Origin of the sequence: Salipiger sp. D13, assembly GCF_003703915.1 — a bacterium.
Classification (GTDB): domain Bacteria; phylum Pseudomonadota; class Alphaproteobacteria; order Rhodobacterales; family Rhodobacteraceae; genus Salipiger; species Salipiger profundus.
Map to the genome: position 1 here is coordinate 760095 of NZ_ML112590.1, position 25711 is coordinate 785805.

Here is a 25711-nt window from a genome sequence, read left to right on the forward strand (position 1 = left end):
GGATTGCTCAGACGGATGGATCATGGACGGATTTCTTTTTCAGGCCTCGGTGTACCTTGCTGCCGCGGTGATCGCGGTACCGATCGCCGCCCGACTCGGGCTTGGCTCGGTGCTGGGCTACCTGCTGGCGGGGATTGTCATCGGGCCGGTGTTTCACCTTGTCTCGGCCACCGACGACCTGCGCCACTTCGCCGAGTTCGGCGTGGTGATGATGCTCTTCATCATCGGGCTCGAACTGGAACCGCGCGCGCTGTGGGACATGCGTCACCGGCTCGTGGGACTCGGCGGCTCGCAGATCGTGCTGACGATGCTGGCGGTGATGGCAGGCGCGATGCTTCTCGGGCTTGGCTGGGCGCCGGCGCTTGCCTGCGGCATGGTCTTCGCGCTGTCGTCCACCGCGATCGTGCTGCAGACCCTGAGCGAAAAGGGCCTCATGCAATCGACCGGCGGCCGGTCGGCGTTCTCGGTGCTGCTCACGCAGGACATCGCGGTCATTCCCATGCTGATCGTGCTGCCCCTGCTGGCGGTCCAGAGCACCGCCGAACTTGCCGCCGACGGCTCGATCCGCCGAACGGCGCAGGAAGAAGACGTGCACCACGGCCTGTCGCTGGTCGAGGGCCTGCCCGGCTGGGGCGTCGCGCTGGTCACGCTGGCGGCGGTCGCATTGATCATCGTCGCGGGCATCTACGGCGCGCGTCCGCTGTTCCGCCACATCAACTCTGCCCGCCTGCCCGAGATGTTCACGGCGGTCGCGCTGCTGATCGTCGTGGGCATCGCCTTCCTGATGGAGATGGTGGGCCTTTCGCCTGCCCTCGGCACCTTCCTTGCCGGCGTGGTGCTGGCAAACTCTGAATTCCGCCACCAGCTCGAGTCGGACATCGAGCCGTTCAAGGGGCTGCTGCTCGGGCTGTTCTTCATCACCGTCGGCGCCGGGATCGACATCTCGGCCTTCATGCGCGAACCCATGACGATCCTGGGCCTGGCGCTGGGGCTGATCCTGCTCAAGGGCGCGATCCTCTACGGGCTGTCGCGCATGTTCAAGCTGCGCACGCGGGGGCGCTGGCTGTTCACCTTGTCGCTGGCACAGGCAGGGGAATTCGGCTTCGTGCTGATCTCCTTCGCGCTGCAGCTCAACATCTTCACGCAGGCGCTCGGACAGCGCCTGCTGCTGGTGGTGGCGCTCTCGATGCTGATCACCCCGCTGCTTTTCATCCTCTTCGACTACGTCTCCAACCGGATCGTTGAATCGCGCGAGGCGCAACCCGAAGAGCAGATCGAGCCCGAGGGATCGATCATCATCGCCGGCATCGGCCGCTTCGGGCAGATCGTGAACCGCCTTGTCCAGAGCTCGGGCTACAAGACCGTGGTGATCGACCACGACATGAAGACCATCGAACTGATGCGGCGCTTCGGCTTCCGGGGGTTCTTCGGCGACCCCACCCGCCCCGAGCTGCTGCACGCGGCGGGAATCAAGGACGCCAAGGTGCTGGTCGCCGGGCTCGATGATCCAAAGGCCACGACGAAGCTCGTGCGCTTCGCCCGCCGGATGCGAGAGGACCTGTTCATCGTCGCCCGCGCACACGACCGCACCCATGTCTACGAACTCTACCAGGCGGGGGCCGACAAGATCGTGCGCGAGATGTTCGACAGCTCGCTGCGGGCCGGTCGCTACGTTCTGGAAGAGATCGGCATGTCGGACTACGAGGCCGCCATCGCGCAGGAGACCTTCTATCACCACGACCGGGAAACCGTGCGCGAGCTGGCGCAGCTTTGGGATCCGAACGTGCCCTCGGCCGAGAACGAGGCCTATGTGAAACGCGCCCGCGAGCTCGAGAAGGAACTCGAGACCGCGCTTTACACGGCGCTTTCCGAAAAGCGCAACGACGCCGCCTGAGGCCCCGCGCGGGCGGTGGCTTGCCACCCGAAGGCACCGCACGGCGGCCCTGACACAACGAAAAAGCGGACCCGAGGGCCCGCTTTTCCAAACAGTTCCGATGTCGCCGCGATCAGGCGGCGCGCAGGCCCAGCACTTCGTCGACCTGGCGTGCGGCCGACACCTCGTCGCCGCCGCTCACGGCGGCCACTTCGCGGGTCAGGCGCTCGAGCGCGGCTTCGTAGAGCTGACGCTCGGAGTAGCTCTGCTCGCGCTGGTCGTCGGCGCGGTGAAGGTCGCGCACGACCTCGGCGATGGCGATCAGGTCGCCGGAGTTGATCTTCTGCTCATACTCCTGCGCGCGGCGCGACCACATGGCGCGCTTCACCTTGGCCTTGCCCTTGAGCGTCTTCATCGCCTGGCTCACCACGTCGGGCGAGCTGAGCGAGCGCATCCCGACCTCGGTCGCCTTGTGGGTGGGCACCCGCAGGGTCATCTTGTCCTTCTCGAAGGAAATCACGAACAGTTCCAGCTTCATGCCGGCGACTTCCTGCTCCTCGATCGACATGATCTGGCCGACACCATGGGCAGGGTAGACCACGTAGTCGTTGGGGCGGAATTCGTTTTTCTTGGTCTTGGTCATACAACAGGGTCCTCAGCAGCCACACCGCTCACACACGGACAACAAAAGCGGACGGAGATGCGGCACATCCCGTTCGCTTCGACAACACGCGTCCTAGATCAATCATCCGGGTGCAGACAGGCCCGGCCATGTGTTTGCGGCATTCTCATTGAGCCAGATCATAGCACAAAAATGCGCCACTTCCCAGATTCTCGAGAAAAGGGAAATATCCCTTTCAAGTCAATCGCTTGAAAGGGATGGCAGGCGCTAACATCCGAAAAACGGATGCTGACGCGCGAATCAGGCCTCAGCCGCCCTCGCCCGGGGCTTCCGAGAAGTACTTGTCGAGCTTGCCCGGCTCGCCATCACGTTCCTCTGCCTCGGGCAGCGGATCCTTCTTGGTGATGATGACCGGCCACATCTCGGAGTATTTCCGGTTGAACTCGACCCATTTCTCCATGTCCGGTTCGGTATCCGGGCGGATGGCGTCGGCGGGGCATTCGGGCTCGCACACACCGCAGTCGATGCACTCGTCGGGATGAATCACCAGCGCGTTCTCGCCCTCGTAGAAACAGTCCACCGGGCATACCTCGACACAGTCGGTGTATTTGCAGGCAATGCAGTTGTCAGTGACCACATAAGTCATGGCAGTTCATCCGTGAGCGTCTTGCGTTTAGGGTTAGCTAGACCACGTTGCGGGATCATTCAAGCACATCCCGCTGCCGATCGAGCATGCGTCTGTCGCGCTTCGTCGGCCGTCCGCCCCTCTCGTAGCGCGGCACCGAGGGTGCCGGAGCGGCGTCGCTCTCCGGCGCTTTGGGCGGATCGAGATCCTCATAAAGCGCCTGCGCCTCCGGCGCCGGTCCGCGCCGTTCGCCAAGGGCGACGACGCGGATCACCCGCACCTGTCGCCCCTGCGCAAAGGTCAGAACGTCGCCCGGGGCAACGCCGTAGGCGGGCTTGGCCACCTTCAGCGTGTTCACCCGGACGCCGCCCGACACGATCTTGGCGGCAAGGCTCCGCGTCTTGAAGAAGCGGGCCTGCCACAACCACTTGTCGATCCGGAGCTTGGCCGCGCCGTCCGACACTTACGACTTGTTCTTCAGGCCCATGAGAGCCGCCGCGAAGGGGTTGTCGGGGTCGATCTTGTCTTCCTTGCGGGGACGCGACTCGTAGTTCTTGGCCTTGCCGCCGCCCTGGGGCTTCCCACCCTTGGCCTTGCGCGGTCCGCCCTTGCCCTGGGGCTTTCCGCCCTTGCCGCGCGGCGCGCCCTTCTGGCCGTCGCGCTCGCGACGGTTGCCGCCACCGCGATTGCGGTTGCCGACCCAGACGAAGGTATAGAAGACCTCGGTCTCGGGCCCGGCGAGCGCGGCGTCGGGCGCCTCGCCCGGCAGGATCTCTTCCTCGGGGGTCTCGGCGATGTTGTCGTCGACCTGTTCAGGCTGCGGGTCTTCGTTGACCGGAGCAAAACCCTCGTCGTCGATGCTCTCGGTGCCGGAGATCACGTCGGCGGGCGCGGGCTCGTCGGCGGGATCGGGCATCGCGGCGGGGGTCGTTTCCTCTTCGCGCGCGGCATCCATGACCGGCTCGCCCTCACCCGGCTCTGCGGTGGGCTCGGAGGTTTCGGTCACGACCTGGTCTGCGGTGCGCACCTTCTCGCGCTCACCCTTTTCGGCACGATAACCAAGACCCTGCATCAGATCGGCGAATTGCTCGAGCGTCATGCCGGTGATCGACAGCATGTCTGCGTTGGCCTCGAAGCCACCCCGGCTGTCCTGCGGGCGCAGGAGGTCCGCCAACCGCTCGAGCATGTCGATGCGGATCGCACGCTCGCCCGCCGGGCGATAGCCCGAGAGCGTGTAGTGCTGCATCGGCACGTCGCGCATGTTCGGCACGGTCACCAGCCCCGGCGGCGGCGCCTCGGGGAAGGTGTCGAGATCGTTGAACAGCGACCACAGCACCAGCCGCAGCCGGGTCGGCGCGGGCTTCAGAAGAAGCGGCATGAAGATCGTGTATTGACCGAACCGCAGGCCGTGCTTCCGCAGCGCGCCGCGCGCGTCCTGGTCGAGCTGCTTGACCTCGTCGGCAACGAGGCTGCGCGGCAGGATGCCCAGCGCCTCGACCATGCGGAAGGCGAAGCCACGGGCAAGCCCGGTCAGCGTCTCGTCGCGCTGCAGGTTCATCAGCGGCTCGAAGAGCGCTGCGATCTTGCGGTCGATGAAATGCTGCAGGCGGCGCTCGACCTTCTGCTGGACTTCCGGACCGGCGATATCGTCCACGAAGGCCACCACGCGCGGCTTCAGCGGATCGTCGCCCTTGGCGAGCTTGCCCACGGCCTGCTCACCCCACATCAGACCACCCTGCTCGGTGAAGTCGATCTCGGTATCCGGTGCATTGTAGAACCGGTCCGCCCGCAGGTGGAAGTGCGGCGCCAGCGCCTGCAGCGACGCCTGCTTCAGCGCCTTCGCTTCCTGCCCCGTCGCGCCCTGGTCCTGGCGGAACCGGAACCCTTCCAGCCGACCGACGAATTCGCCTTCGACGGTCACTTCACCCTTGTCGTTCACCTCGGCCAAAAGGGCCTCCTTCTGCTTCAACCGGCGAAGCAGCACTGATGTCCGCCGGTCAACAAATCTCTGCGTCAGGCGCGCGTGGAGCGCGTCGGACAATGCGTCTTCTACAGCGCGGGTCGCGTCGCGCCAATGGCTTTCGTCGTCGACCCAGCCCTTCCGCTGGGCCACATAGGTCCACGTGCGGATATAGGCCAGCCGTTTCGACAGGGTGTCAATGTCCCCGTCGGTCCGGTCGATCCGCTTCACCTGCCGTGCGAGGAAATCCGCCGGGATCGTGCCGCGCTCGTGCAGGTGCTTGAAGATAACCTGCAACAGGCCCGCATGTTCCGCATGACTTATGCCACGGAAGTCGGGAATGCGGCAGACGTCCCACAATAGCTGCACCGACCGCGGGTTCGAGGCCCGTGCCTGCACCTCGCCGTCGTCGCCGAGCGACTTCAGCGCCTTGAGGTCGTCGGCCTCGCGGGCCTTGGTGAGCCACTCGTCCTGCGGCGCCTGCTCGAGCGAGATGGCAAGCGCGTCGATCGAGCCGAAGCGCAGCTCGGGGTTGCGCCAGTTCAGTTTCCGGATCGGCGTGAAGCTGTGCGAGGTGATCGCCTCGACCCACTCGTCGGGGATCTGCCCGGCATCACCGGTCGTGCCGAAGGTGCCCGGGCGCATCCCCCGCCCCGCGCGCCCTGCGATCTGCGCCAGTTCATTCGGCTGCAGCGGCCGCATCCGGCGCCCATCGAACTTCGTGAGCGAGGAAAACGCCACGTGGTCGATGTCGAGGTTGAGCCCCATGCCGATGGCATCGGTGGCGACGAGGTAGTCGACCTCGCCGTTCTGGTAGAGCTCGACCTGCGCGTTGCGGGTGCGCGGGCTGAGCGCCCCCATGACCACGGCGGCACCGCCCTTGGTGCGGCGGATCAGCTCGGCGATGGCATAGACGTTGTCGACCGAGAAGCCGACGATGGCCGAGCGCGCGGGCATCCGGCTGATCTTCTTCGAGCCGAGATAGCCAAGCTGGCTCATGCGCTCGCGGCGGATGAACTCGACGCCCCGCACCAGCTGCGAGATCGGCCCGCGCATGGTGTCGGACCCCATGAAGAGCGTCTCGTGCAGGCCCCGCATCCGCAGCAGCCGGTCGGTGAAGACATGGCCGCGCTCGGGATCGGCGCAGAGCTGGATCTCGTCGATGGCCACGAAGTCGCAGCCCATCCCCTCGGGCATGGCCTCGACGGTGCACACCCAGTACTGGGCGCGCGGCGGAACGATCCGTTCCTCGCCGGTGATGAGCGCCACGACGGACGGGCCGCGCGCGGCCACGATCTTGTCGTATACCTCGCGCGCAAGCAGGCGCAGCGGCAGGCCGATCATGCCTGTCCTGTGGCCGAGCATCCGTTCGATGGCGTAGTGGGTCTTGCCTGTGTTGGTCGGGCCAAGAACGGCCGCGATCCGTGCGCGTTGGGGCATGGTGCCGCCCTGTTCCTTCCCTCAGATGCTCAGATCTCGGTGCCCTGCACCCGGCCGGACAGCCGTTCGAGCGCTTCGGTCACCTGTTCATCGAACGGTCTGAGTTCAAGTACCTGCGTATAGGCATCATACGCAAGCGCATCGTTCCCGAGCTGTTCGTGCACCGATCCGACGCCGCGCAGGGCCCCGAAATGCTGGGGATTGAGCGCCAGCGCGTGTTCGAGCGCATCCATCGACGGCCCGATCATCTCGGCCTGGTAGTAGGCCAGCGCCAGCGTGTGCCAGCCCTCGGCAAACTCGGGCGCGTGGTCGGTGAGCGCGGTGAGATGCTCGATCGCCGCGCCGGTATCGTTGATTTCGAGCGCGTCGCGACCACGTTTCAGCAGCAGGTCCATCGCCGCAGATCCGGACTTGGACCACTCCATGAACAGCGCCTTCTCGATGCGCTGCGCCTGCGCCTCGTTCTGCGCGGAGCCAAGCTCCTCGAGCAGGTCGCCGGCGCCATCCTGCGCAACCGCGGCGAGAGGTAAGGAAAACATGACTACGGCCGAAAGTGCCGCCACGATATATTTGCTCTTGTCTCGACGCATGCTCATAGCTTCCGAGTGTAACCCGATGATGCTGGATTGCCAGCACAGGTTTTCGTGAAGGAAGGACAACGAATGAGCGATATCGTGAATGCGGCGGTCGAGGCGCTGAACAAGAGGCTGGACGGGCAGGGATTCGACGGCGTGGCCAAGTTCGTGATCGAGGGCGAAGGCAATATCGTCATCGACGAGAACGGCGCGCACGCGGGCGACGAGCCGGCAGATGTGACGCTGACGGCGAACACCGACACCTTCCAGCAGATTCTCGAGGGCGATCTGAACCCGACGTCCGCCTTCATGTCGGGCCGGCTCGCCGTCGATGGCGACATGGGCGCGGCAATGCGTCTCGGAGGAGTTCTGTCCTGACATGATGATCGAGGCGCCCTTTCACGCGGAGCTTGCCGAAGGGCCGGCGGGCGCCCGTGCCTTCTGGATCAGCAGCACCGACAACCTGCGCCTGCGCGTGGCCCACTACCCCGGGCCCGCCGATGCCACGGGCACGGTGCTGATGTTCCCCGGCCGCACGGAATACGCCGAGAAATACGGGCGGGTCGCGGCCGACCTCGCCGATCTCGGGTTTCACACGCTGGCGATCGACTGGCGCGGCCAGGGGCTGGCCGACCGGATGCTCGAGGACCGGCGTGCCGGTCACGTGAACCTGTTCCGCGACTACCAGCACGACGTCGCGGCGATGCTCGCGGCGGCGGACCGGCTCGACCTGCCCCGCCCGCTCTACATGATCGCGCATTCGATGGGCGCCGGCATCGGCCTGCGCGCCCTGATCGAGGGGCTGCCGGTGGCCGCCGCCGGCTTCACCGGCCCGATGTGGGGCATCCGGCTCGCGGCGGCGCTGCGGCCCGCCGCTTGGGCGCTTGGCTGGAGCAGCGCGCGCTTCGGGCTGGGACACATGTATGCACCCTCGACCGGCCCCGCGAGCTACGTCGCAACCGCGCTTTTCGACGGCAACCTGCTGACCCGGGATCGCGACGGGTGGGCCTACATGCAACGGCAGGTGAACGAGATCCCCGAGCTGCAGCTCGGCGGTCCCTCGATGCGCTGGCTGCACGAGGCACTCGGCGAATGCCTCGCGCTGGCCCGCCTGCCCGCGCCGCAGGTGCCGGCGGTGACCTTCGTCGGCAGCAACGAGCGCATCGTCGACGTGCCGCGCATCGCGAGCCGCATGGCCGCCTGGCCCGGCGGTGCGCTCGAGACGATCCGCGACGGCGAGCACGAGGTGCTCATGGAAGACGCGGTGACCCGCGGCCGGATCCTCAGCCGCATGGCGAGCGTCTTCGAAGAGGCCCGCACCGATGCCGGGCGGCAGTCGATGATCGCCTGATCTGGCCCCGCGCCGCGCCGGCGCTAGCTTGCCCGGCATGAACGGACCGGTCCTGAGCTTCACCGACAGGGGCATCTACTGCCCGGCGGGCGATTTCCACATCGACCCCTGGCGCCCGGTCGACCGGGCGCTCATCACCCACGGCCATGCCGATCACGCCCGCCCCGGACACCGCGCCTATCTCGCCACCGAGGCAGCGGCGCCGGTGATCCGCCACCGGCTGGGCGACATCGCGCTCGACACCATCCGCTTCGGCGAGGAACGCCGCATCGGCGGCGCCACGGTCAGCTTTCACCCGGCAGGCCACATCCCCGGCTCGGCGCAGGTGCGGGTCGAGGTCGGCGGCGAGGTCTGGGTCGTCTCGGGCGACTACAAGACCACGCCGGACGGGCTGTGCGAGACCTTCGAGCCGGTGCGCTGCCACGCCTTCGTGACCGAATGCACCTTCGGCCTGCCGGTCTTCACCTGGCGGCCGCAGGCCGAGATCGCGCGCGAGATCAACGACTGGTGGGCGCGCTGCGCGGCCGAGGGGCGCCCCGCGATCCTCGGGGCCTATTCGCTGGGCAAGGCGCAGCGGCTGCTCGCGCTGCTCGACCCCGGGATAGGCCCGATCCTGACCCATGGCGCGGTCGAGAACACCAACGCGGTGCTGCGCGCGCAGGGCTACGCGCTGCCCGAGACCCACCACGTCACGCCCGAACTCGACCTCAAGGCGCATCCCGGCGCCATGGTCATCGCCCCGCCCTCGGCGCTCGGCAGCAAGTGGTCGCGGCGCTTCCGCAACGCCTCGACCGGCGTCGCCTCGGGGTGGATGCGGCTGCGCGGGGTGCGCCGGCGGCGCGGCGCCGACCGGGGCTTCGTGCTGTCGGACCACGCCGACTGGAGCGAACTGCACGCGGCCATCGAGGCCACCGGCGCGGAAAGGATCTTCGCGACGCATGGTTACACCGAGATCTTCGCCCGCTGGCTGAGCAGCCGGGGCTATGACGCCGAGGTCGTGCCGACCGAGTTCGGCGGTGACGAAGACGCCATCGACGCGGCGGAGGACGCCGCATGAGGGCCTTCGCCGAGCTGTTCATGGCCATCGACCAGACCACCAAGACCACGGTGAAGACCGAGGCCCTCGCCCGCTATTTCGAGACCGCCCCAGACGACGACCGGCTCTGGACCATCGCGCTGTTCTCGGGCCGCCGGCCGAAGCGCGCGGTGAACACCACCCAGCTGCGCGAATGGGCTGCCGAGCGCGCCGGGCTGCCGCTCTGGCTGGTCGAGGAAAGCTACCCGATCGTTGGCGATCTCGCCGAGACCATCGCGCTCATCCTGCCGCCGCCCACCGAGGTGGCCGAGCCGTCGCTCTCGAGCCTGCTCGAAGAGTTGCTCACCCTGCCCCGGCGCGACATCGAGGACCGCAAGGCGCGCATCCTCGCGCAGTGGGACAGGCTCGACGAGACCGGGCGGTTCCTATCCAACAAGCTGATCACCGGCGGCTTCCGCATCGGCGTGAGCCGCAAGCTGATGACCCGCGCGCTGGCCCTCGCCACCGGGCAGGACGAAGCGGCGCTGGCGCTGCGGCTGATGGGCGACTGGACGCCGCAGAGCACCACCTGGCACGACCTCGTGGAATCCCCCGACCCGCAGGAGGACGAAAGCCGTCCCTACCCGTTCTACCTTGCCTACCAGCTCGACGGCACGCCCGAGGACCTGGGGCCGCCCGACGACTGGCTGGCCGAGTGGAAATGGGACGGCATCCGCGGCCAGCTGATCCTGCGCGGCGGATCGCATCACGTCTGGTCGCGCGGCGAAGAGCTGACGACCGACCGCTTCCCCGAACTGGCCCGCGCCACGGATTTCCTTGCACCCGGCCATGTCTTCGACGGCGAGATCGTCGCCTGGGACGGCAGCCAGCCGATGCCCTTCAACACGCTGCAGCAGCGCATCGGGCGCAAGACCGTGCCGAAGAAGCTCCTGCGCGAGGCCCCGGTGGTGCTGCTTGCCTACGATTTGCTCGAAGCGGGGGGCGAAGACCTGCGCGACGCCCCCTTCTCCGAGCGCCGCGCCCGGCTCGATGCGCTGCTCGCCAATCTGCCCGACGATGCGCCGGTGCGTCGCTCGCCCAGCCTTGCCTTCGACAGCTGGGAAGCGCTTGCCGAGACCCGCGCCACAGCCCGCGAGCGCCGCGCCGAGGGCGTCATGCTGAAGCGCCTCGACGCGCCCTACCTCTCGGGGCGCAAGAAGGGCGACTGGTGGAAGTGGAAGCTCGACCCGCTGAGCGTCGACGCGGTGATGATCTACGCCCAGCAGGGCCACGGCCGGCGGGCCAACCTGTTCACCGACTTCACCTTTGCCGCCTGGAACGGCAACGAGCTCGTGCCCTTCACCAAGGCCTACTCCGGCCTGACCGACGCCGAGTTCGACCGCATCACCAACTGGGTGCGGCGCAACACGCTGCAGCGCTTCGGCCCGGTGCGGCAGGTGCGCCCCGAGCTGGTCTTCGAGATCGCCTTCGAGGGCATCCAGCCCAGCCCGCGCCACAAGTCGGGGCTGTCGCTGCGGTTTCCGCGCATGGCGCGCTGGCGCCACGACAAGCCCGCGCAGGAGGCCAATACGCTCGACGACCTGCGCGCGCTGCTCGAGGCCTACGGCTGAGGCTCAGCCGCAGGAGCCCTCAAGGCCGACCATGCCGTTGCCGACCCCGGTGACGGTCACGGTGCAGGCGGCGTCGCCCGCGGTGACGTCGATGCTCTCGCCCGTGCCGACCATCTGCGTCCGCACCCCGTTTACCGCGATGCGCGCGCCCGAGCCGTCCGAGGCAAGCCCCGAGACGAAGACCCGCAGCTGGCCATCGGCAAGCCTTGCGACCTCGCCGGCGCGGACACCGTCCTCGGGTGCCTCGGATGACGCGGCACTGTCGCCCTCGCCCTGCATCTCTTCGCTTTCCGTGCCAGCGCTGCCGCAGTCGGAACCGAGCGTCACACGTCCGTCCTCGAGCCCCATCACCGCCACGGTGCAGGTTCCGCCGCCCATGCTCACCCGCGTCGAGCCCCCGGCCCCGAGCGCCGCCATCTGCCGGTTCACCATCAGCCGCACTGCGCCGCCCTGCGGATCAAGCCGCGAGACGAACGCCCGCACGTCGCCATCGGCGAACAGCGCCGTCTCGCCGACGCCCAGCGGGTCGGTGATCGTCATGCCCTCGGCGCTGGCCCCCGCGCCGCCGCCGTTCTTCGAGGCAACCGCTGCCGCCGCGAGCTGCGCCGCCTCCTGCATCCCGCCGGAAAGATCGGCCAGAGCGCTCTGCATGGCGCGCGCCTGCGCCTCGGCCCCCGCGGCCACCTCGTCGAGCCTCGCCTGCATGTCCGAATGCATCGACTCGAGCTGGTCCTTGAGCGCCGCCGCCATCTCTGCGCCGCTGCCGGAACTTTCCGACATCGCGGACTCGAGCGCCGCGATCCGGTCGGACAGCCCGGCCAGCGCCTCCTGCTGCGCGGTGGCAGCGCTGGCCACGCTTTCCTGCGCCGGCGCCATTGCCTGCGACACCGCATCGCCGATCTTGCTGCCGTTGGTGGCGCTGCCGATGGCGATGCCGCCAAGGAACCCGAGCACGATCCCAGCGGCCCCGAACAGAATTGGTTTTTGCGACATATCCCTTCCTCCCTTGAAATCACTTTCACACGGTCGCCCCTCCCCAGAGCGCGCCACCTACAGCTTATCCGGCCCGGCCCGCAGGGCGAGCGCTTTTTGCGGAAAGCGCCCCGGCCCGATCCCAAAGTCTGCATTGCCGGGCCCGGCTCACGCGCAATTTCCACGCCCCGCCATTGCCATTTCCGCGCCGCGCCCCCTATGTCATGGGACAGATTGAAGATGAGGAGCCCATGCTGACCGCCATTTCCCTTCCCCGCCCCGTACTCGATGCAAACGCGACCGCCGGAGGCCGCGACCTGGGCGACCTGCCGGAGTGGGATCTCAGCGACCTCTACCCGTCGCAGGACGCCCCCGAACTGAAGCGCGACCTCGACTGGCTCGAAGACGCCTGCTCGCGCTTCGCACAGGACTACGAGGGCAAGCTCGACACGCTCGACGCCGCGGCGTTCCTCGAAATGGTCCAGCGCCACGAGAAGATCGAGACCGTCGGCGGGCGGCTGATGTCCTTTGCCGGGCTGCGCTACTACCAGAACACCACCGACGCGGAACGCGCCAAGTTCCTGTCGGACCTGCAGGAGAAGGTGACCAACTACACCACCCCGCTGGTCTTCTTCTCGCTCGAGCTCAACCGGATGGCCGACGACCGCTACGAGTCGCTCTTTGCCGCCAACGACGAGCTCGCGCGCTACAAGCCCGCCTTCGACCGGGTCCGCGCGATGAAGCCCTACCAGCTTTCGGATGAGCTCGAGCACTTCCTGCACGACCTCGGCGTGGTGGGCGACGCCTGGATGAAGCTCTTCGACGAGACCATCGCCGGCCTCGTGTTCACCATCGACGGCGAAGAGATGTCGATCGAATCCGCGCTCAACCAGCTGACCGAGCAGGACCGCGCCAAGCGCGAGGCCGCCGCCCGCGAGCTGGCCCGCGTGTTCACCGGCAACGTCCGCACCTTCGCCCGCGTCCACAACACGCAGGCCAAGGAAAAGGAAATCCTCGACCGCTGGCGGGGCATGCCCTCGGCGCAGATGGCGCGGCACCTGAGCAACGACGTCGAACCCGAGGTGGTGCAGGCGCTGCGCGACGCGGTGGTCGACGCCTACCCGCGCCTTTCGCACCGCTACTACGAGCTCAAGCGCAAGTGGCTCGGTCTCGACACCATGCAGGTCTGGGACCGCAACGCGCCCCTGCCGATGGAGACCGACCGGATCGTCGACTGGGACGAGGCCCGCGAGACGGTGATGAACGCCTACTCCGGCTTCGATCCGCGCATGTCCGAGATCGCCGAGCCCTTCTTCACCAAGGGCTGGATCGACGCGGGCGTGAAGCCGGGCAAGGCACCGGGCGCCTTCGCCCACCCGACCGTGACCGAGGTCCACCCCTACGTGATGCTCAACTACCTCGGCAAGCCGCGCGACGTGATGACGCTCGCCCATGAACTGGGCCACGGCGTGCACCAGGTGCTGGCCGCCGGCCAGGGCGAGATGCTGGCCTCGACGCCGCTGACACTGGCCGAGACCGCCTCGGTCTTCGGCGAGATGCTGACCTTCCGCCGCCTGCTCGACCACGCCAAGGACAAGCAGGAACGCAAGGTGCTGCTCGCCGGCAAGGTCGAGGACATGATCAACACGGTGGTGCGCCAGATCGCCTTCTACGACTTCGAGTGCAAGCTGCACGAGGCACGTCGGGGCGGAGAGCTCACGCCGGACGACATCAACGCGCTGTGGATGTCGGTGCAGGCCGAGAGCCTCGGGCCGGCATTCGAGTTCATGGAGGGCTACGAGACCTTCTGGGCCTACGTGCCGCACTTCGTGCATTCGCCCTTCTACGTCTACGCCTATGCCTTCGGCGACGGGCTGGTGAACGCGCTCTACGCGGTCTACGAGGAAAACCCCGACGGCTTCCAGGACAAGTATTTCGACATGCTCAAGGCGGGCGGCTCGAAACACCACAAGGCGCTGCTCGCCCCCTTCGGCCTCGACGCCACCGACCCGACCTTCTGGCAGAAGGGCCTGTCGATGATCGAAGGCTTCATCGACGAACTCGAGGCCATGGAGGAGTGACCTCCGGGCGTCTCACCGAGGCGGTCAGGTCCATCCTGGCCGCCCCGGCATGGACCAGCATCGCCCCTCACCCCATCCGCCTCGTGCACTGGCGGGAGGGGCCTGACCACCGCTTCGTGCCAGAGGGCTGGATCGCAGCCGTGCTGTCGGACCCGGGCCGAGTGAACCACCCGGCACACCACGCCACATCTGCCGAACTGCGGGCTCTCGAAGAGCTGCTCCTAAACAGCGGGCACGTCGCGCTGGGTTACGACTCGCCGCAGTTCGAACCGGTCTTCCGCATCTACGGCGACGCCATAGCCCGGCTGAAGGAAGAGCCGCGCGACGCGGTCGAGGCACGTCTCCGCGAATATCTCGAAACCAAGGGGGCCTCCTGGCGCTTCTGGGTTCACCCGGCAGACCTGCCGCCAGCCCCGGTCTGAGCGTGCGGATCGGCGGATCATGTCCCAGGGCGGCCACACGGCCTTGATCCAGGCACGCGCGGCCCCGACATCTGTCCGGCAGATCACCCGAGGACGAAAAGACCACGCATGCCCCCTTCTCTCCCTCCCCGGCAGGACCGGATGCGGCGCTTTCGCCACCGCATCAAGCGCATGCTCGTGCACGTCCGCCGCCGGGTGCCACCCGGGTTGCGGCTGCTGCTGGGCATCCTGCTGATCTGCGGCGGCATCCTCGGCTTCCTGCCGATCCTCGGCTTCTGGATGATCCCGCTCGGACTGGGCGTCGCGGCGCTCGACGTGGTGCCGATGTGGCGCGCCCTGCGGCGCAAGATCAGCCGGTCGGACCCGGGGGGCGACAAGAACCGCTGAGTCTCCGGCGGGTCAGGGATGGCCGCAAGGCCACCGCGCGGACGCGCGGCGCCGAAGGCGTCCTTGACGCGGCGGAGACTCGCCCCACCCTCGAACAGGCGCGCCGAGGGCAGACCTGCCCCTCGGACGCCTCTCGGCAAATCGGGCCAGCCACACAAACGGCATAGGGCTGGGGCAGGAAGGACCGCCCCGACCACCGGGCGCCAACCCGAGGCAAGGCCCCAGGCCGCCGCCGAGAGACCTGCGCGGGCGCTCCGCGCCCGCACCGCCAGATCACTTCAGCTGGGAATCCTTCGAGCCGCGCCGGTTGATGCCCCCGCGCGCCTTCTGCACGCCGTCGCGTTCCTGCTGGCAGTCGATGCAGAGCTTCACGCCCGGGATCGCCTGCCGGCGCTTCTCCGGAATGGGCTCATCGCATTCGGCGCAATGGGTCAGGCTCTCGCCCGTCGGGCCCTTGCGCGCCCGCATCCGCTGCAACTCGTCGGAAATCGACGCCTCGATCTGTTCACTCACCGCGCCGTCGCGGCTCCAGCCTCCGGCCATGGCACACCTCCTGATCGGGGAAACATAGGCACTGCGCGATCCCCTGACCAGTATATTGACTTCCGCAAAGTCATGCTACTTCACGCCATCAGGAGGACTCGTGATGATCCGCATTGTGCTTGCCCTGCTCGCCTTCGCCCTCGCCCTGCCCGTCATGGCGGCGCAGGCGTTCCGCTTCGACAGCATCGACGGCGGCAGTCTGTCGCTCGACCAGTGGCACGGGCAGCCGGTGCTGGTGGTCAACACCGCCTCGCGCTGCGGCTTCACCCCGCAGTTCGACGGTCTGCAGGCGCTCTACGATCGCTACCGCGACCGCGGACTGGTAGTGCTCACCGTCCCGTCGAACGACTTCCGGCAGGAGCTCGCCGACGAGGCCGCGGTCAAGGACTTCTGCGAGCTGAACTTCGACCTCGACATGCCGATGACGACGATCACCCGCGTCACCGGCACCGAGGCCCACCCGCTCTACCGCTGGCTCGACGCGCAGGGCTTCGCGCCAAGCTGGAACTTCAACAAGGCGCTCATCGGCCCCGATGGCAGCTTCATCGAGGGCTGGGGCGCGACCACGCGGCCGCTCTCTCAACCCATCGTCAGCCGCATCGAGGCGCTGCTCGACTGACCCGCGCAGTCACGCAGCGAGGTCAGGCCGTCTCGCGCGTCAGCGCTACGTAGATCTCGTCCTTCAGCAGGGCGCGCCGCTTGCGCATCTCGGTCAGAGCGAAATCATCCGTCGGCGCAACGTCGGTCTCCGCCCGGTGCACCTCGCGGTTGATGTCGTGATACTGCGCGGCGAGATGCGCGAAGTGCCGGTCGCGCGCCTTCAGTGCCGCGATGGTGTCGGCGTGATCCGGAAACTCCTGAAGCAGTTCGTGCGGGACGTGGGACATGCGGCCATTCCTTCGTGTTCATTGACTTTTCCGGAGTGAGAACCTCGCGGCGCCCCGCCCGGAAGAGCAATCTTGCACGGGCCGCAAGCGCCCACATTGACCGGGATCAAACCGATGCGCCAGGATCGCTCGAAGGTCAGCGCAGTGCCCGGCGCCAGCCTGCCGCCCGGGCCTCGGCTTCCGAGCAGAACCACCGCTCACCCTTGCCTTCGCTGATCCGCGTGGCTCCGTAGTTCTGTTGTCCCGGCATGTGGTAGATGCGCTCGCCGTCGCGGGCGATGTTGCCCTTGATCGTGCAGCCTGCGGGGGCATCCGCCCTGTTGACGGCCGCCCGCCCTGCCCGTGCGTCGGCGCGAAACGCCGCCGGCGACTGGACGCCTTCGCCATGCAGGCCCCGGCCCTCGACCGCCGCGCCCTTCTCGTCCAGATCGTAATCCCACGAGTAGGCGCGGTAGGCAAAGGCCATGCCCTCGCGCACCAGTGTCCGGCCGATGTCCTTGCCCGAGACGGTGCAGCGCGCCACGGACCGTCCGTAGCGGTCGGTGTCGAGCGTCTCGCAGCTGGCCTCGCGCCCCTCGTAGCGGCTGCGCACCTCGCGCGTCACCCATGCGCCGCAGCCCCACATCGGCACACCGTCGCCGCCGCACATCTGCGCGCTCTCCGGCGCGTCGATGCCGTGCAGGCGCACCCGCACACCGCCCACGTCGAGCGTGTCTCCATCGACCACGCGGACGCGACCCGACGGGTCCGCCATCGCGGTCGTGGCAGCGATCATTGCGATTGCAACAAGGGGGATGGCGGCGAGGCGACGTCTGAACATGCATCGCATGTCGCGCCGCCGCATCAGGGCCGCAAGCCCGTTCGTTAAGAAAAGTTAATTATTTCTGAATACTGCCGAAGAGCGCGCGGGATTGCCGCTCGAGAGGCGCTCGCACCCGGTGCCGGCTCAGATCTCGAGCGTGCCCAACACCCGGTTCTGCGGCAGCCGCGCCACCTCGAGGCCACCCTCGGTGCGGCGCAGGTTGTAGCCGTAGCCGCGCATGCGGAAACGCCACTCTGCCTCCGACAGCACCTTGCGGCGCTCGCTCAGCAGGAAATCACGCACGTCGTTCAGATCGTCGGTCAGCTTGGTCTCGGCAAACATCTTTCTACTCTCCATTAAGCTATGAACTGCAGACAGGCTGCGGGCGAAATGGGGCAGAACTGCGCTGCGACCGAGGATTTTTCGGGATCTGGAAACGCTGCGTTTCCCCGCTCAGGACTGGGCTTCCGGCCCACGCGGCGCGACCTTCCGCTTAAGCATCGCCTCGCGCCAGGTGATGAAGAGCACGGCCCCCATGATGACCGTGCCGCCCGCAACGACCCAGAGGTCGACGCCTTCGCCGAAAAAGAGCGCGCCCACCAGCACCGACCAGACGAGCTGCAGGAAGGTCACCGGCTGCGTAACCGTCACCGGTGCCGCCGCGAAGGCCAGCGTCATCGCGTAATGGCCGCCGGTGGCGAAGCCCGCCACCGCGACGAGGATCGCGAGATCGCCCCAGGACGGCGTCACCCAGACCGCCATCGCGAAGGGAAACAGCCCCAGCGCCACCGAGATCGACAGCAGCACGACCACCGCCGCCGCGCTCATCTCGCCCGAGATGATCTTGGCGATGAGATAGGAGACCGAGAACAGCAGCGCCGTGCCGAGCATCGCGAAATGCCCCGGATCGAGTTCGCGGAAGCCGGGCCGCAGGATCAGCAGCGCCCCCGCGAGCGCCGCGCCGATGGCCATGATCCTCCGGATCGCCAGCCGTTCTCCAAGCACGAGGGCCGCGAGGATCGTGACGTAGACGGGGGTGAGGTAGTTCATCGCCGTGACCTCGGCGATCGGGATGCGGGTCATCGCGAAGAACCAGCAAAGCACCCCGCCGGTCTGGGCCACTCCGCGCAGCACGGTCAGACCGAGCTGGCGCCGCGACAACCGCAGCGCCGCCAGCTCGCGCCACGCGGGCAGCAGGATGAGCAGACCGAAGACGTAGCGCAGAAAGGCCGACTCGGCTGCCGGCACGCGCCCGGCCAGCAGTTTCACGAGCGCGGTGACAGCCACGAAGCACAGGCCCGTCACGACCATCCAAAGGGCCCCACGCAGGGGCGACGACACGTTTTCCGCAGGGGTTGCCATGGCCGGGACTGTTAGCCTGCGAACGGCCGTGCGCAAGCCGAAAAGCGGCTCGTGGCGCGCGCCGGCGTGGCTCAGCCGAATGCCAGCCGCGCCGCGATGGCCCACATGACAAGGCCGATGAGCAGGTCGAGCACGCGCCACGCCAGCGGTTTCTCGAACAGCGGCCCGAGCGCACGGGCGCCGTAGCCCAGCGAGAAGAAGAATAAGAAGGAGGCGATCATCGCACCTGCCGCAAAGGCGGCGCGCGGCTCGTATTGCGCCGACACCGCGCCGAGCAGCACTACCGTATCGAGATAGACATGCGGATTGAGCCAGGTGAAGGCGAGGCAGGTCAGGATCGCGGCCCGGCGGCTGCCGGCCGGGTCCGCCCCGCCCGCGCGGAGCGTCTCACCTCCGCGCCACGCCGCGAACAGGCTGCGCGCGCCATACCAGATCAGGAAGGCCGCCCCGAGCCAGCGCATCGCGGTCTCGAGCCCCGGGACCGCCGTGGTCAGGGCGCCGAACCCTGTGACCCCCAGCAGGATCAGCAGCGCGTCGGACAGGGCGCAGATCAGGCAGACCGTGAAGACATGCGACCGGAGCAGCCCCTGCCGCAGCACGAATGCGTTCTGCGCACCGATCGCCACGATGAGCGAAAGCCCGAGCGCGAAGCCTCCGAGTGCTGCCTGCATGTCGTTCCCCGTCCGATTGCCCGGAGACGCTGCTAGCATCGCGCGCCGGTGGTGCCCAGCCCGCGCGTCACGGTCCGACGGTCAATCGTCCGAGCGCTCGACCTCGTGCAGACCGGCGGCGACAAGGCCGCCAAGACACGCGAGGGCGGCAAAACCGGCAAGCGCCGCAACCGGGCCGATCCAGGCCAGCGCGCCGCCGAACGCCCCGGAGACAAGCAGCAACGCGCCGATCAGCGTGTTGGCAAGCGCCGCGTAGGAAGCACGGTCGGACTCGGGCGCCATGTCGACAAGATAGGTCGACCGCCCCTGCCGCACGCCGTGGTAGGCCACCATCAGCCCGAAGAGCAGCACCGGGGTGACCCAGATCGCCCCGCCGGCCCAGCCCGTGAGCCCCGCGAGGGCGGCAAGCGCCAGCGCGGCGGCTCCAGAGAAGCCGGACAGCATCAGCACGCGGCGCGACGAGCGGTCCGCAAGCCGGCCCCAGACGTAGGAGCTTGCGAAGGAGGCCGCAGCCGAGGCCAGCACCAGCGCGCCGAGTTTCTGCAACGCCCCCTCGCCGGTGTCGAGCAGCACGATGTAGGGCGGCGCGAGCGCGGTCGCGGTCAGCGCGCCGCGGGCATAGACGAAGCGGCGGAACTGCGGGTCATCGCGGAACGGGCGCAGGTCGATCGCCGGAGCGCTGCCGTCTTCTTCGGAGGGCGCTTCCTCGAGCCTCGAGAACAGCGCGCCGGCCGCGACCCAGAGCAGCGCCGCAAGCGCGACGGCGGCGGTCAGGGCCGAGGTGTTCTCGATCAGCCCGCTCATCAGCAGCAGCGCGAACAGGATGACCCCCGCCGAGGCGACCGAGGCTGCCGTGCCGGTCACGGCGCCCCGCCGGGTCTTCTGCACGGTCTTCCCGAGAACGTCCTTGTAGCTGACCGAGGAGGCCGCCCGCGACAGCGCCAGCATGGCGAGCAGCGCGCACATCGCGATGCCGGCCGCCCAGTCCTGCAAGGTCAGCGCCACGGCGACCATGCCGGCCGCGGCCACCCCCTGCCCCAGCGAGCCGATCACCCAGGCCCACTTGCGGTGGCGCATGGCTCGCACGCGCCCCGCCAGCAGCATCTGCGGCAACAGCGCCCCGGCCTCGCGGATGGGCACCAGCAGCCCGACGAGCAGCGCCGGCGCGCCGAGCGCCTGCGCAAGCCACGCGAGCACGAGCTTGGGATTGATCAAACCATCGGCAAGCTTGGTCATCGAGAGGGACAGGACGTGGCGCAGACCGTTGCGCGCCTCTTCGGGGGGCAGATCGCCTTCTGCCTCGCTCAGCGCCGCGAAGATGCGGCCCGCGCGCGTTCCGTCCATTGCCTGTTGCCTCGCATTCCGCTGGGTCGGCGCACAAACGCAGAAGGGCGCGGATTGGTTCCACGCCCCTGCGAAAAATTTGAAATTTCAGAACAACCGTTTCCGATTGCCCTGTCCGGCGTCACTCGCTCTCGGTGGGGGCCGCGTCCGCGCCCTCGGGAACGACGTTCACTTCCTCCGCGTCCTGCTGGACGGTCGCACCTTCGTCGACCTGCTCCACCTGTCCGGTGGAACCATCGACCTGCTCGGTTGCCTCGGTGGGTTCCTGACCCTCGGCGAAGACCCAGAACAGCCACACCACGAACAGGACCGCGACGAAACCGAGCCCGGCCCACATGCCCCAGAGCGGGCCGCGGTGTTGCTTTTCCTGTTTCTTGACGTTGGTATCGGGTGCCGACATCGTTCAACCTCCTAAAACGTGACAGGGGCGCGCTTGCTGCGCGGCGTCTGGGATTCTAACACGCACGCAACGGGCGTCGTTCCGGCGCCCTGCCAGACCGAAGGACGAGAGACATGGAAGACGCAAGCCCCCAGACGATTTATCTCAAGGATTACAAACCTTTCGGCTGGCAGGTCGCGGATGTTCACCTCACCGTGACGCTGGCGCCGAACGCCACCCGCGTAAAGACCCGCATCCATTTCGAACCAAACCCGAACGCCCCCGCGCAGGACTTCTTCCTGCACGGTGAAGAGCTGACACTGATCCGCGCCGCCATCGACGGGACCGAGGTCACACCCGAGGTCACGCCGCAGGGCCTGACCTGCACGGTGCCCGACGGGCCGTTCCTGTGGGAAAGCGACGTCGAGATCGCACCGGCCGAGAACACCGCTCTCGAGGGGCTCTACATGTCGAACGGCATGTATTGCACACAGTGCGAGGCCGAGGGCTTCCGCAAGATCACCTATTATCCCGACCGGCCCGACGTCATGGCCACCTTCACCGTCCGCATCGAGGGCGACGAGAAGGTGAAGCTTTCGAACGGCAACCCGACCGACAGCGGCGAAGGCTGGGCGGAATGGCACGACCCGTGGCCGAAGCCGGCCTACCTGTTCGCGCTGGTCGCGGGGGATCTCGTGAACCACCCCGGTGAGTTCACCACGATGTCCGGCAAGGACGTCGAGCTGAACATCTGGGTGCGCCCGGGCGACGAGGGCAAATGCGCCTTCGGGATGGAGGCGCTCAAGGCCTCGATGAAATGGGACGAAGAGATCTACGGCCGGGAATACGACCTCGACATCTTCAACATCGTCGCGGTCGATGATTTCAACATGGGCGCGATGGAGAACAAGGGGCTCAACATCTTCAACAGCTCCTGCGTGCTCGCCTCTCCCGAGACCTCGACCGACGCCAACTTCGAGCGCATCGAGGCGATCATCGCGCATGAGTATTTCCACAACTGGACCGGCAACCGCATCACCTGCCGCGACTGGTTCCAGCTGTGCCTGAAAGAAGGGCTGACGGTGTTCCGCGACAGCGAGTTCACCTCCGACATGCGCTCGGCCGAGGTCAAGCGGATCTCGGACGTGATCGACCTGCGCGCCCGCCAGTTCCCTGAGGACCAGGGCCCTCTGTCGCACCCGGTGCGGCCCGAGAGCTTCCAGGAAATCAACAACTTCTACACCGCCACCGTCTACGAGAAGGGCGCCGAGGTCATCGGTATGCTCAAGCGGCTGGTGGGCGAGGACGACTACGCCAAGGCGTTGGATCTCTACTTCGACCGCCACGACGGCGATGCCGCCACCATCGAGGACTGGCTGCGCGTCTTCGAGGAGGCAACGGGCCGCGACCTGTCGCAGTTCAAGCGCTGGTATTCGCAGTCGGGCACGCCGCACCTGAGCGTCACCGAGGACTATGCCGACGGAACCTACACGCTGACCTTCGCGCAGCACACGCCGCCGACGCCCGGGCAGGCCGAGAAGGCGCCGCAGGTGCTGCCGATCGCCGTTGGCCTGCTGAATCCCAACGGTGACGAGGTGGTCGGGACCACCGTGCTCGAGATGACCGAGGCCGAGCAGAGCTTCACCTTCGAGGGCCTGTCGTCGAAGCCGGTGCCCTCGATCCTGCGCGGTTTCTCTGCGCCGGTGGTGCTCGAGCGCGATAGCGCCCCGGACGAGAAGCGCTTCCTGCTGGCGCATGACAGCGACGCCTTCAACCGCTGGGAATCGAGCCGCGACCTGGCGCGTGCCTGTCTCTACGCGATGATCACCGAGGGCGACGGCCCCGACATGGCGTGGATCGACGCGCTGGAGCAGGTCATTCGCGACGACGCACTCGACCCGGCCTTCCGGGCGCTGATGCTGGCGCTGCCGACGCAGGCGGAACTGGCGCAGATGCTGCATGCCAAGGGCGTCACGCCAGACCCCGATGCGATCTACGCCGCGACGGAAACCCTGCGCAACGCCATGGCCGAGCGCTGGTCGGCGCTGCTGCCGGAGCTGTCCGGGCAAATGCGCGTCGATGACGACTACGCCCCCGATGCCGAGCAGTCCGGCAAGCGCGCGCTCGGCAACGTGGTTCTGTCCCTGCGCACCCGGCTCGACGGCGGGGCGGCGGCACAGGCGCAGTTCGACGCCGCCGACAACATGACGCTGCAACTGGGCGCGCTCAGCTGCCTGATCTCGGCCGGCGCCGAGGACAAGGCGCTCGCGGCGTTCGAGGCGCAATGGAAGAACGACCGGCTGGTGATGGACAAGTGGTTCGCGCTGCAGGTCGCAGCGACGGCACCGGAAAACGCCGCAGCCCGCGCCGAGGCGCTGACGAAGCGGCCCGACTTCGACTGGAAGAACCCCAACCGCTTCCGCGCGGTGATGGGCTCGCTGGCGATGAACCACGCGGGTTTCCACGCGAAGGACGGGCGCGGCTACCGGCTGCTGGCGGACTGGCTCATCAAGCTGGACGAGAAGAACCCGCAGACCACGGCACGGATGTGCTCGGTCTTCCAGACCTGGAAACGTTATGACACGGACCGGCAGGCAATGATGAAGGCCGAGCTTCAGCGCATCGCGGACCGGCCGGGCCTGTCGCGCGACGTGACCGAGATGGTCACGCGCCTGCTGTCGTGAAAGACCGTCCCGGCGCGGCACGGGCCACGCCGGGACGAACGCCTGCCGGCGCTCAGCCCGGCGTGCGCCCTACCCCGCGCATCGCTTCGATCTCGAGGAAGATGCGCTTGATCTCGGACCGGACCTCGGTGATCCGGTCCTGCACCCGTTCGACCGTCTCGAACAGCTCGGCAGAGGTGACGTCGGGGCGGAACTGCACCTCCATGTTCAGCAGCACCTGGCTCGGACCGACGTGCATCGTGAGCACATGCGACACGACGGTGATGGCCTCTTCGCCAAGGGCGATCTCGCGCACCTCCTCGATCACCTCCGGGACGGCGCTTCCACCCATCACGAGCGCGCGGGTCTCGTAGACCAGAAGCGCCGCCACGATGATGCCCAGCAGCGCGGCGGTATCCTCGGCCGCGACCACGAATACCGCCGGGTCCTTGCTGCGGCGGAAGGTGCGGAAGCCCCCCTCGCCCGGCTTGCGGGATTTCCAGAGCGGCTGCTCGATGGGCTCGGGGTTCATCATGTGCATGACGCCCTCGCAGACCGACAGACCGCCGCCGATGGTGAAGAGCAGCATCGCGACCACCAGCGACCAGAAGTAGAGTTCCTTGCCGTAGCCGAAGGGATGCGTGGCATTCGCGGGCTTGCGGCTGCGCTTCATGCCGAGCAGCAAAAGCCCCTCGTTGCCGGTGTCCACCACCGAGTGAAACGCTTCGGACAGCATCGAGGCGCCGCCGGTGAAGATCGCTGCGGTGAATTTCGCCACGGCGATCACGAAATTCGCGGCAAGTGCACCGTGGACGGTGACGGCGTTGCCGCCCGCATCATGCGCCATGATCTCGATCCTGCCGCTGTTGTCGGAGGGCGGCTGGCAGTCGGCGAGCCCATCGGAACAGGACCGTCGCGCGCAGGTCGCGCACCCGGGCCGACGTTACTGCCGAAATGGCGGTTCCCCGACGACCGCAGTTGCGCCGTCGCAGCCGCGCGGACATGAAAAAAGGGGGCGCCCGCCCCCTTTTTCCCTTCCAGATGTCTGCTCGCTGGTTCTTGTCTGACTGGATGTGCGTGCCGCAGCTCAGTCGATCATCCTGTCTGCCTGCGCGGCGGTCATGCCCGAGGTCGCGATGACCGGGTTGGCCATCGCCAGCTTCGGAACGATGGCGCCGTCGATGCTGTAAGCGATGACCCCGTCCGTCGTCGGCAGCACGGGGCGCGTCGTCCCGAGATCGGCCATCAGGCTCGGCTCGTTCCACGCATCGGGACGGGCCACCGGCTTGAGCGACCGCGGCAGGCCGGCGCAATAGGGCTGCTCGCGCGTCCAGGCGATCATGTCCTCGCGCTTCTTGCGGGAATGGAACGGGCCCCAGTCGGCGGCCACACCGCGCATGTTCTGGCTGACCACCCGGTCACGGGCCACGGTCCGCGCCATGATGCGCAGGCCGCACGACAGGTTCAGACGCGGATCCTTGAGCGCCGCGCCGCTGCCCGCCTGGCAGCCGTAGAGCCGCGCGGTCGAGGGCAGGATCTGCAGCAGGCCGTACCAGAGCCCGCCGCCACCGACGGCGGTCGGGCGGTAGGTGCTCTCGTGCTTGGCGAGCGTCGACACGAGGCCGAGCCAGAACGCCTCGCGGTCCTCGCGCCCGGCACTCGGGTAGGCGGGACACCAGGTCGAGATATCCTCGGGGACGATCTCGGGAAGCCGGTTGGCGGGCCCCCGCAGCGCGGAAAGCGCCGCGAGCGACCATTTGGACCGCCCCCCGGAGGTGCCCCAGCGGGCTTCGGGGATCACGGTGCGGCGCGCCTGCGGTCGCACCGACGCGGAGACCGCCTGTGCCGAGACCGCATCCGTCGAGAGACGGGGCGGCATCGGGGCCGGATCGGACCAGGCGGCACCTGCGACCAACATGGCCGCGCAGAGGGAAAAGAGACGTGGCAGCATGTCTGCAGATTTGCCATAGCGCCCTTGCACGGACAAGCGCAGGCATCCGCGCGGCCGGCAGCGGCGGGAACTTCGCGCGTCGCGCGGCGTTAACCCATTGGGATTCAATGCGGCAGACCGGCCCCATGGGTAAGCGGATTGCCGCCGCTTCTTCT

Annotated in this window: 26 protein-coding genes; 10 read left to right on the forward strand and 16 right to left on the reverse strand. The window is 67.8% G+C overall.

The genetic code is table 11. The features are described from left to right. The first annotated feature begins 22 nt into the window (after positions 1-22). Positions 23-1894, forward strand: a complete 1872-nt coding sequence (locus tag D6860_RS03460; RefSeq protein ID WP_076624001.1) for a monovalent cation:proton antiporter-2 (CPA2) family protein — start codon at positions 23-25, stop codon at positions 1892-1894. Between the two features lie 112 nt (positions 1895-2006). Here D6860_RS03460 and D6860_RS03465 read toward each other — a convergent pair whose 3' ends face one another. The 5 genes from D6860_RS03465 to D6860_RS03485 form a co-directional block, all read right to left on the reverse strand. After that, positions 2007-2516, reverse strand: a complete 510-nt coding sequence (locus tag D6860_RS03465; RefSeq protein ID WP_017467477.1) for a CarD family transcriptional regulator — start codon at positions 2514-2516, stop codon at positions 2007-2009. A gap of 286 nt (positions 2517-2802) precedes the next feature. Beyond that, positions 2803-3141: a ferredoxin FdxA gene (gene fdxA, locus D6860_RS03470; protein ID WP_017467476.1), complete on the reverse strand. Its 339-nt coding sequence runs from the start codon at positions 3139-3141 to the stop codon at positions 2803-2805. 55 nt (positions 3142-3196) lie between these two features. Further along, positions 3197-3583 (reverse strand): RNA-binding S4 domain-containing protein, encoded by a 387-nt coding sequence (locus tag D6860_RS03475; protein WP_017467475.1) that lies wholly within the window; start codon positions 3581-3583, stop codon positions 3197-3199. Continuing rightward, positions 3584-6520, reverse strand: a complete 2937-nt coding sequence (locus D6860_RS03480) for a helicase-related protein (RefSeq protein ID WP_076623999.1) — start codon at positions 6518-6520, stop codon at positions 3584-3586. A 29-nt stretch (positions 6521-6549) separates the two neighbouring features. After that, a complete protein-coding gene (locus D6860_RS03485) occupies positions 6550-7059 on the reverse strand; it encodes a tetratricopeptide repeat protein (RefSeq protein ID WP_017467545.1) in 510 nt (169 codons plus the stop codon). A 123-nt stretch (positions 7060-7182) separates the two neighbouring features. Here D6860_RS03485 and D6860_RS03490 point away from each other — a divergent pair, with 123 nt between their 5' ends. The 4 genes from D6860_RS03490 to D6860_RS03505 are packed head-to-tail and all read left to right on the forward strand — an operon-like array spanning position 7183 to position 11092. Then, positions 7183-7473 carry an SCP2 sterol-binding domain-containing protein gene (locus tag D6860_RS03490; protein ID WP_076623997.1) on the forward strand — a complete coding sequence of 97 codons (291 nt, stop codon included), beginning with the start codon at positions 7183-7185 and terminating at the stop codon, positions 7471-7473. A gap of 1 nt (position 7474) precedes the next feature. Beyond that, a complete protein-coding gene (locus D6860_RS03495; RefSeq protein ID WP_076623996.1) occupies positions 7475-8446 on the forward strand; it encodes an alpha/beta fold hydrolase in 972 nt (323 codons plus the stop codon). A 37-nt stretch (positions 8447-8483) separates the two neighbouring features. Continuing rightward, positions 8484-9503 carry a ligase-associated DNA damage response exonuclease gene (locus D6860_RS03500; RefSeq protein ID WP_076623994.1) on the forward strand — a complete coding sequence of 340 codons (1020 nt, stop codon included), beginning with the start codon at positions 8484-8486 and terminating at the stop codon, positions 9501-9503. Then, entirely contained in the window at positions 9500-11092 is a 1593-nt protein-coding gene (locus D6860_RS03505; protein WP_076623992.1) for an ATP-dependent DNA ligase, read from the forward strand. Before D6860_RS03500 ends, D6860_RS03505 begins: the two co-directional genes overlap by 4 nt. 3 nt (positions 11093-11095) lie before the next feature. Here the strand turns inward: D6860_RS03505 and D6860_RS03510 are convergent, their stop codons facing one another. Further along, a complete protein-coding gene (locus D6860_RS03510; protein ID WP_076623991.1) occupies positions 11096-12085 on the reverse strand; it encodes a hypothetical protein in 990 nt (329 codons plus the stop codon). A gap of 230 nt (positions 12086-12315) precedes the next feature. Between D6860_RS03510 and D6860_RS03515 the strand changes: the two genes are divergently transcribed. The 3 genes from D6860_RS03515 to D6860_RS03525 all read left to right on the forward strand — a co-directional run bounded on the left by D6860_RS03515 (position 12316) and on the right by D6860_RS03525 (position 14954). Then, complete coding sequence (locus D6860_RS03515) at positions 12316-14145, forward strand: M3 family oligoendopeptidase (protein ID WP_076623990.1); 1830 nt, start codon at positions 12316-12318, stop codon at positions 14143-14145. After that, positions 14142-14567 carry a hypothetical protein gene (locus tag D6860_RS03520; RefSeq protein ID WP_076623988.1) on the forward strand — a complete coding sequence of 142 codons (426 nt, stop codon included), beginning with the start codon at positions 14142-14144 and terminating at the stop codon, positions 14565-14567. Before D6860_RS03515 ends, D6860_RS03520 begins: the two co-directional genes overlap by 4 nt. Before the next feature lie 108 nt (positions 14568-14675). Continuing rightward, the gene (locus D6860_RS03525; protein ID WP_229743207.1) at positions 14676-14954 is read left to right on the forward strand and encodes a hypothetical protein; all 279 of its coding nucleotides are present in this window, start codon (positions 14676-14678) and stop codon (positions 14952-14954) included. Between the two features lie 273 nt (positions 14955-15227). Here the strand turns inward: D6860_RS03525 and D6860_RS03535 are convergent, their stop codons facing one another. Beyond that, the gene (locus D6860_RS03535; protein WP_017469763.1) at positions 15228-15497 is read right to left on the reverse strand and encodes a DksA/TraR family C4-type zinc finger protein; all 270 of its coding nucleotides are present in this window, start codon (positions 15495-15497) and stop codon (positions 15228-15230) included. A 103-nt stretch (positions 15498-15600) separates the two neighbouring features. Between D6860_RS03535 and D6860_RS03540 the strand changes: the two genes are divergently transcribed. After that, positions 15601-16116: a glutathione peroxidase gene (locus tag D6860_RS03540; protein ID WP_076623985.1), complete on the forward strand. Its 516-nt coding sequence runs from the start codon at positions 15601-15603 to the stop codon at positions 16114-16116. A 22-nt stretch (positions 16117-16138) separates the two neighbouring features. Here D6860_RS03540 and D6860_RS03545 read toward each other — a convergent pair whose 3' ends face one another. From D6860_RS03545 to D6860_RS03575, 7 genes are all read right to left on the reverse strand, one after another. Continuing rightward, entirely contained in the window at positions 16139-16384 is a 246-nt protein-coding gene (locus D6860_RS03545) for a YdcH family protein (protein WP_076623983.1), read from the reverse strand. Between the two features lie 136 nt (positions 16385-16520). After that, positions 16521-17138, reverse strand: a complete 618-nt coding sequence (locus D6860_RS03550) for a thermonuclease family protein (RefSeq protein ID WP_083697944.1) — start codon at positions 17136-17138, stop codon at positions 16521-16523. A 192-nt stretch (positions 17139-17330) separates the two neighbouring features. After that, entirely contained in the window at positions 17331-17528 is a 198-nt protein-coding gene (locus D6860_RS03555; RefSeq protein WP_017468936.1) for a hypothetical protein, read from the reverse strand. Positions 17529-17639: 111 nt separating this feature from the next. Then, the gene (locus tag D6860_RS03560; protein WP_076623981.1) at positions 17640-18548 is read right to left on the reverse strand and encodes a DMT family transporter; all 909 of its coding nucleotides are present in this window, start codon (positions 18546-18548) and stop codon (positions 17640-17642) included. 71 nt (positions 18549-18619) lie between these two features. Beyond that, positions 18620-19219, reverse strand: a complete 600-nt coding sequence (locus tag D6860_RS03565; protein WP_076623980.1) for a LysE/ArgO family amino acid transporter — start codon at positions 19217-19219, stop codon at positions 18620-18622. A gap of 81 nt (positions 19220-19300) precedes the next feature. Further along, on the reverse strand, positions 19301-20563 hold the full coding sequence (locus tag D6860_RS03570; protein ID WP_076623978.1) for an MFS transporter: 1263 nt from the start codon (positions 20561-20563) through the stop codon (positions 19301-19303). 121 nt (positions 20564-20684) lie between these two features. Then, on the reverse strand, positions 20685-20963 hold the full coding sequence (locus D6860_RS03575; protein WP_076623977.1) for a hypothetical protein: 279 nt from the start codon (positions 20961-20963) through the stop codon (positions 20685-20687). Between the two features lie 113 nt (positions 20964-21076). Between D6860_RS03575 and pepN the strand changes: the two genes are divergently transcribed. Further along, a complete protein-coding gene (gene pepN, locus D6860_RS03580; protein WP_076623976.1) occupies positions 21077-23626 on the forward strand; it encodes an aminopeptidase N in 2550 nt (849 codons plus the stop codon). A gap of 52 nt (positions 23627-23678) precedes the next feature. On the opposite strand, the gene D6860_RS03585 is transcribed toward pepN, so the two are convergent. Both D6860_RS03585 and D6860_RS03590 read right to left on the reverse strand, forming a co-directional pair. Next, complete coding sequence (locus D6860_RS03585) at positions 23679-24452, reverse strand: cation diffusion facilitator family transporter (RefSeq protein WP_017467077.1); 774 nt, start codon at positions 24450-24452, stop codon at positions 23679-23681. 240 nt (positions 24453-24692) lie between these two features. Beyond that, a complete protein-coding gene (locus D6860_RS03590; protein ID WP_229743206.1) occupies positions 24693-25484 on the reverse strand; it encodes a transglycosylase SLT domain-containing protein in 792 nt (263 codons plus the stop codon). Positions 25485-25711 lie beyond the last annotated feature (227 nt).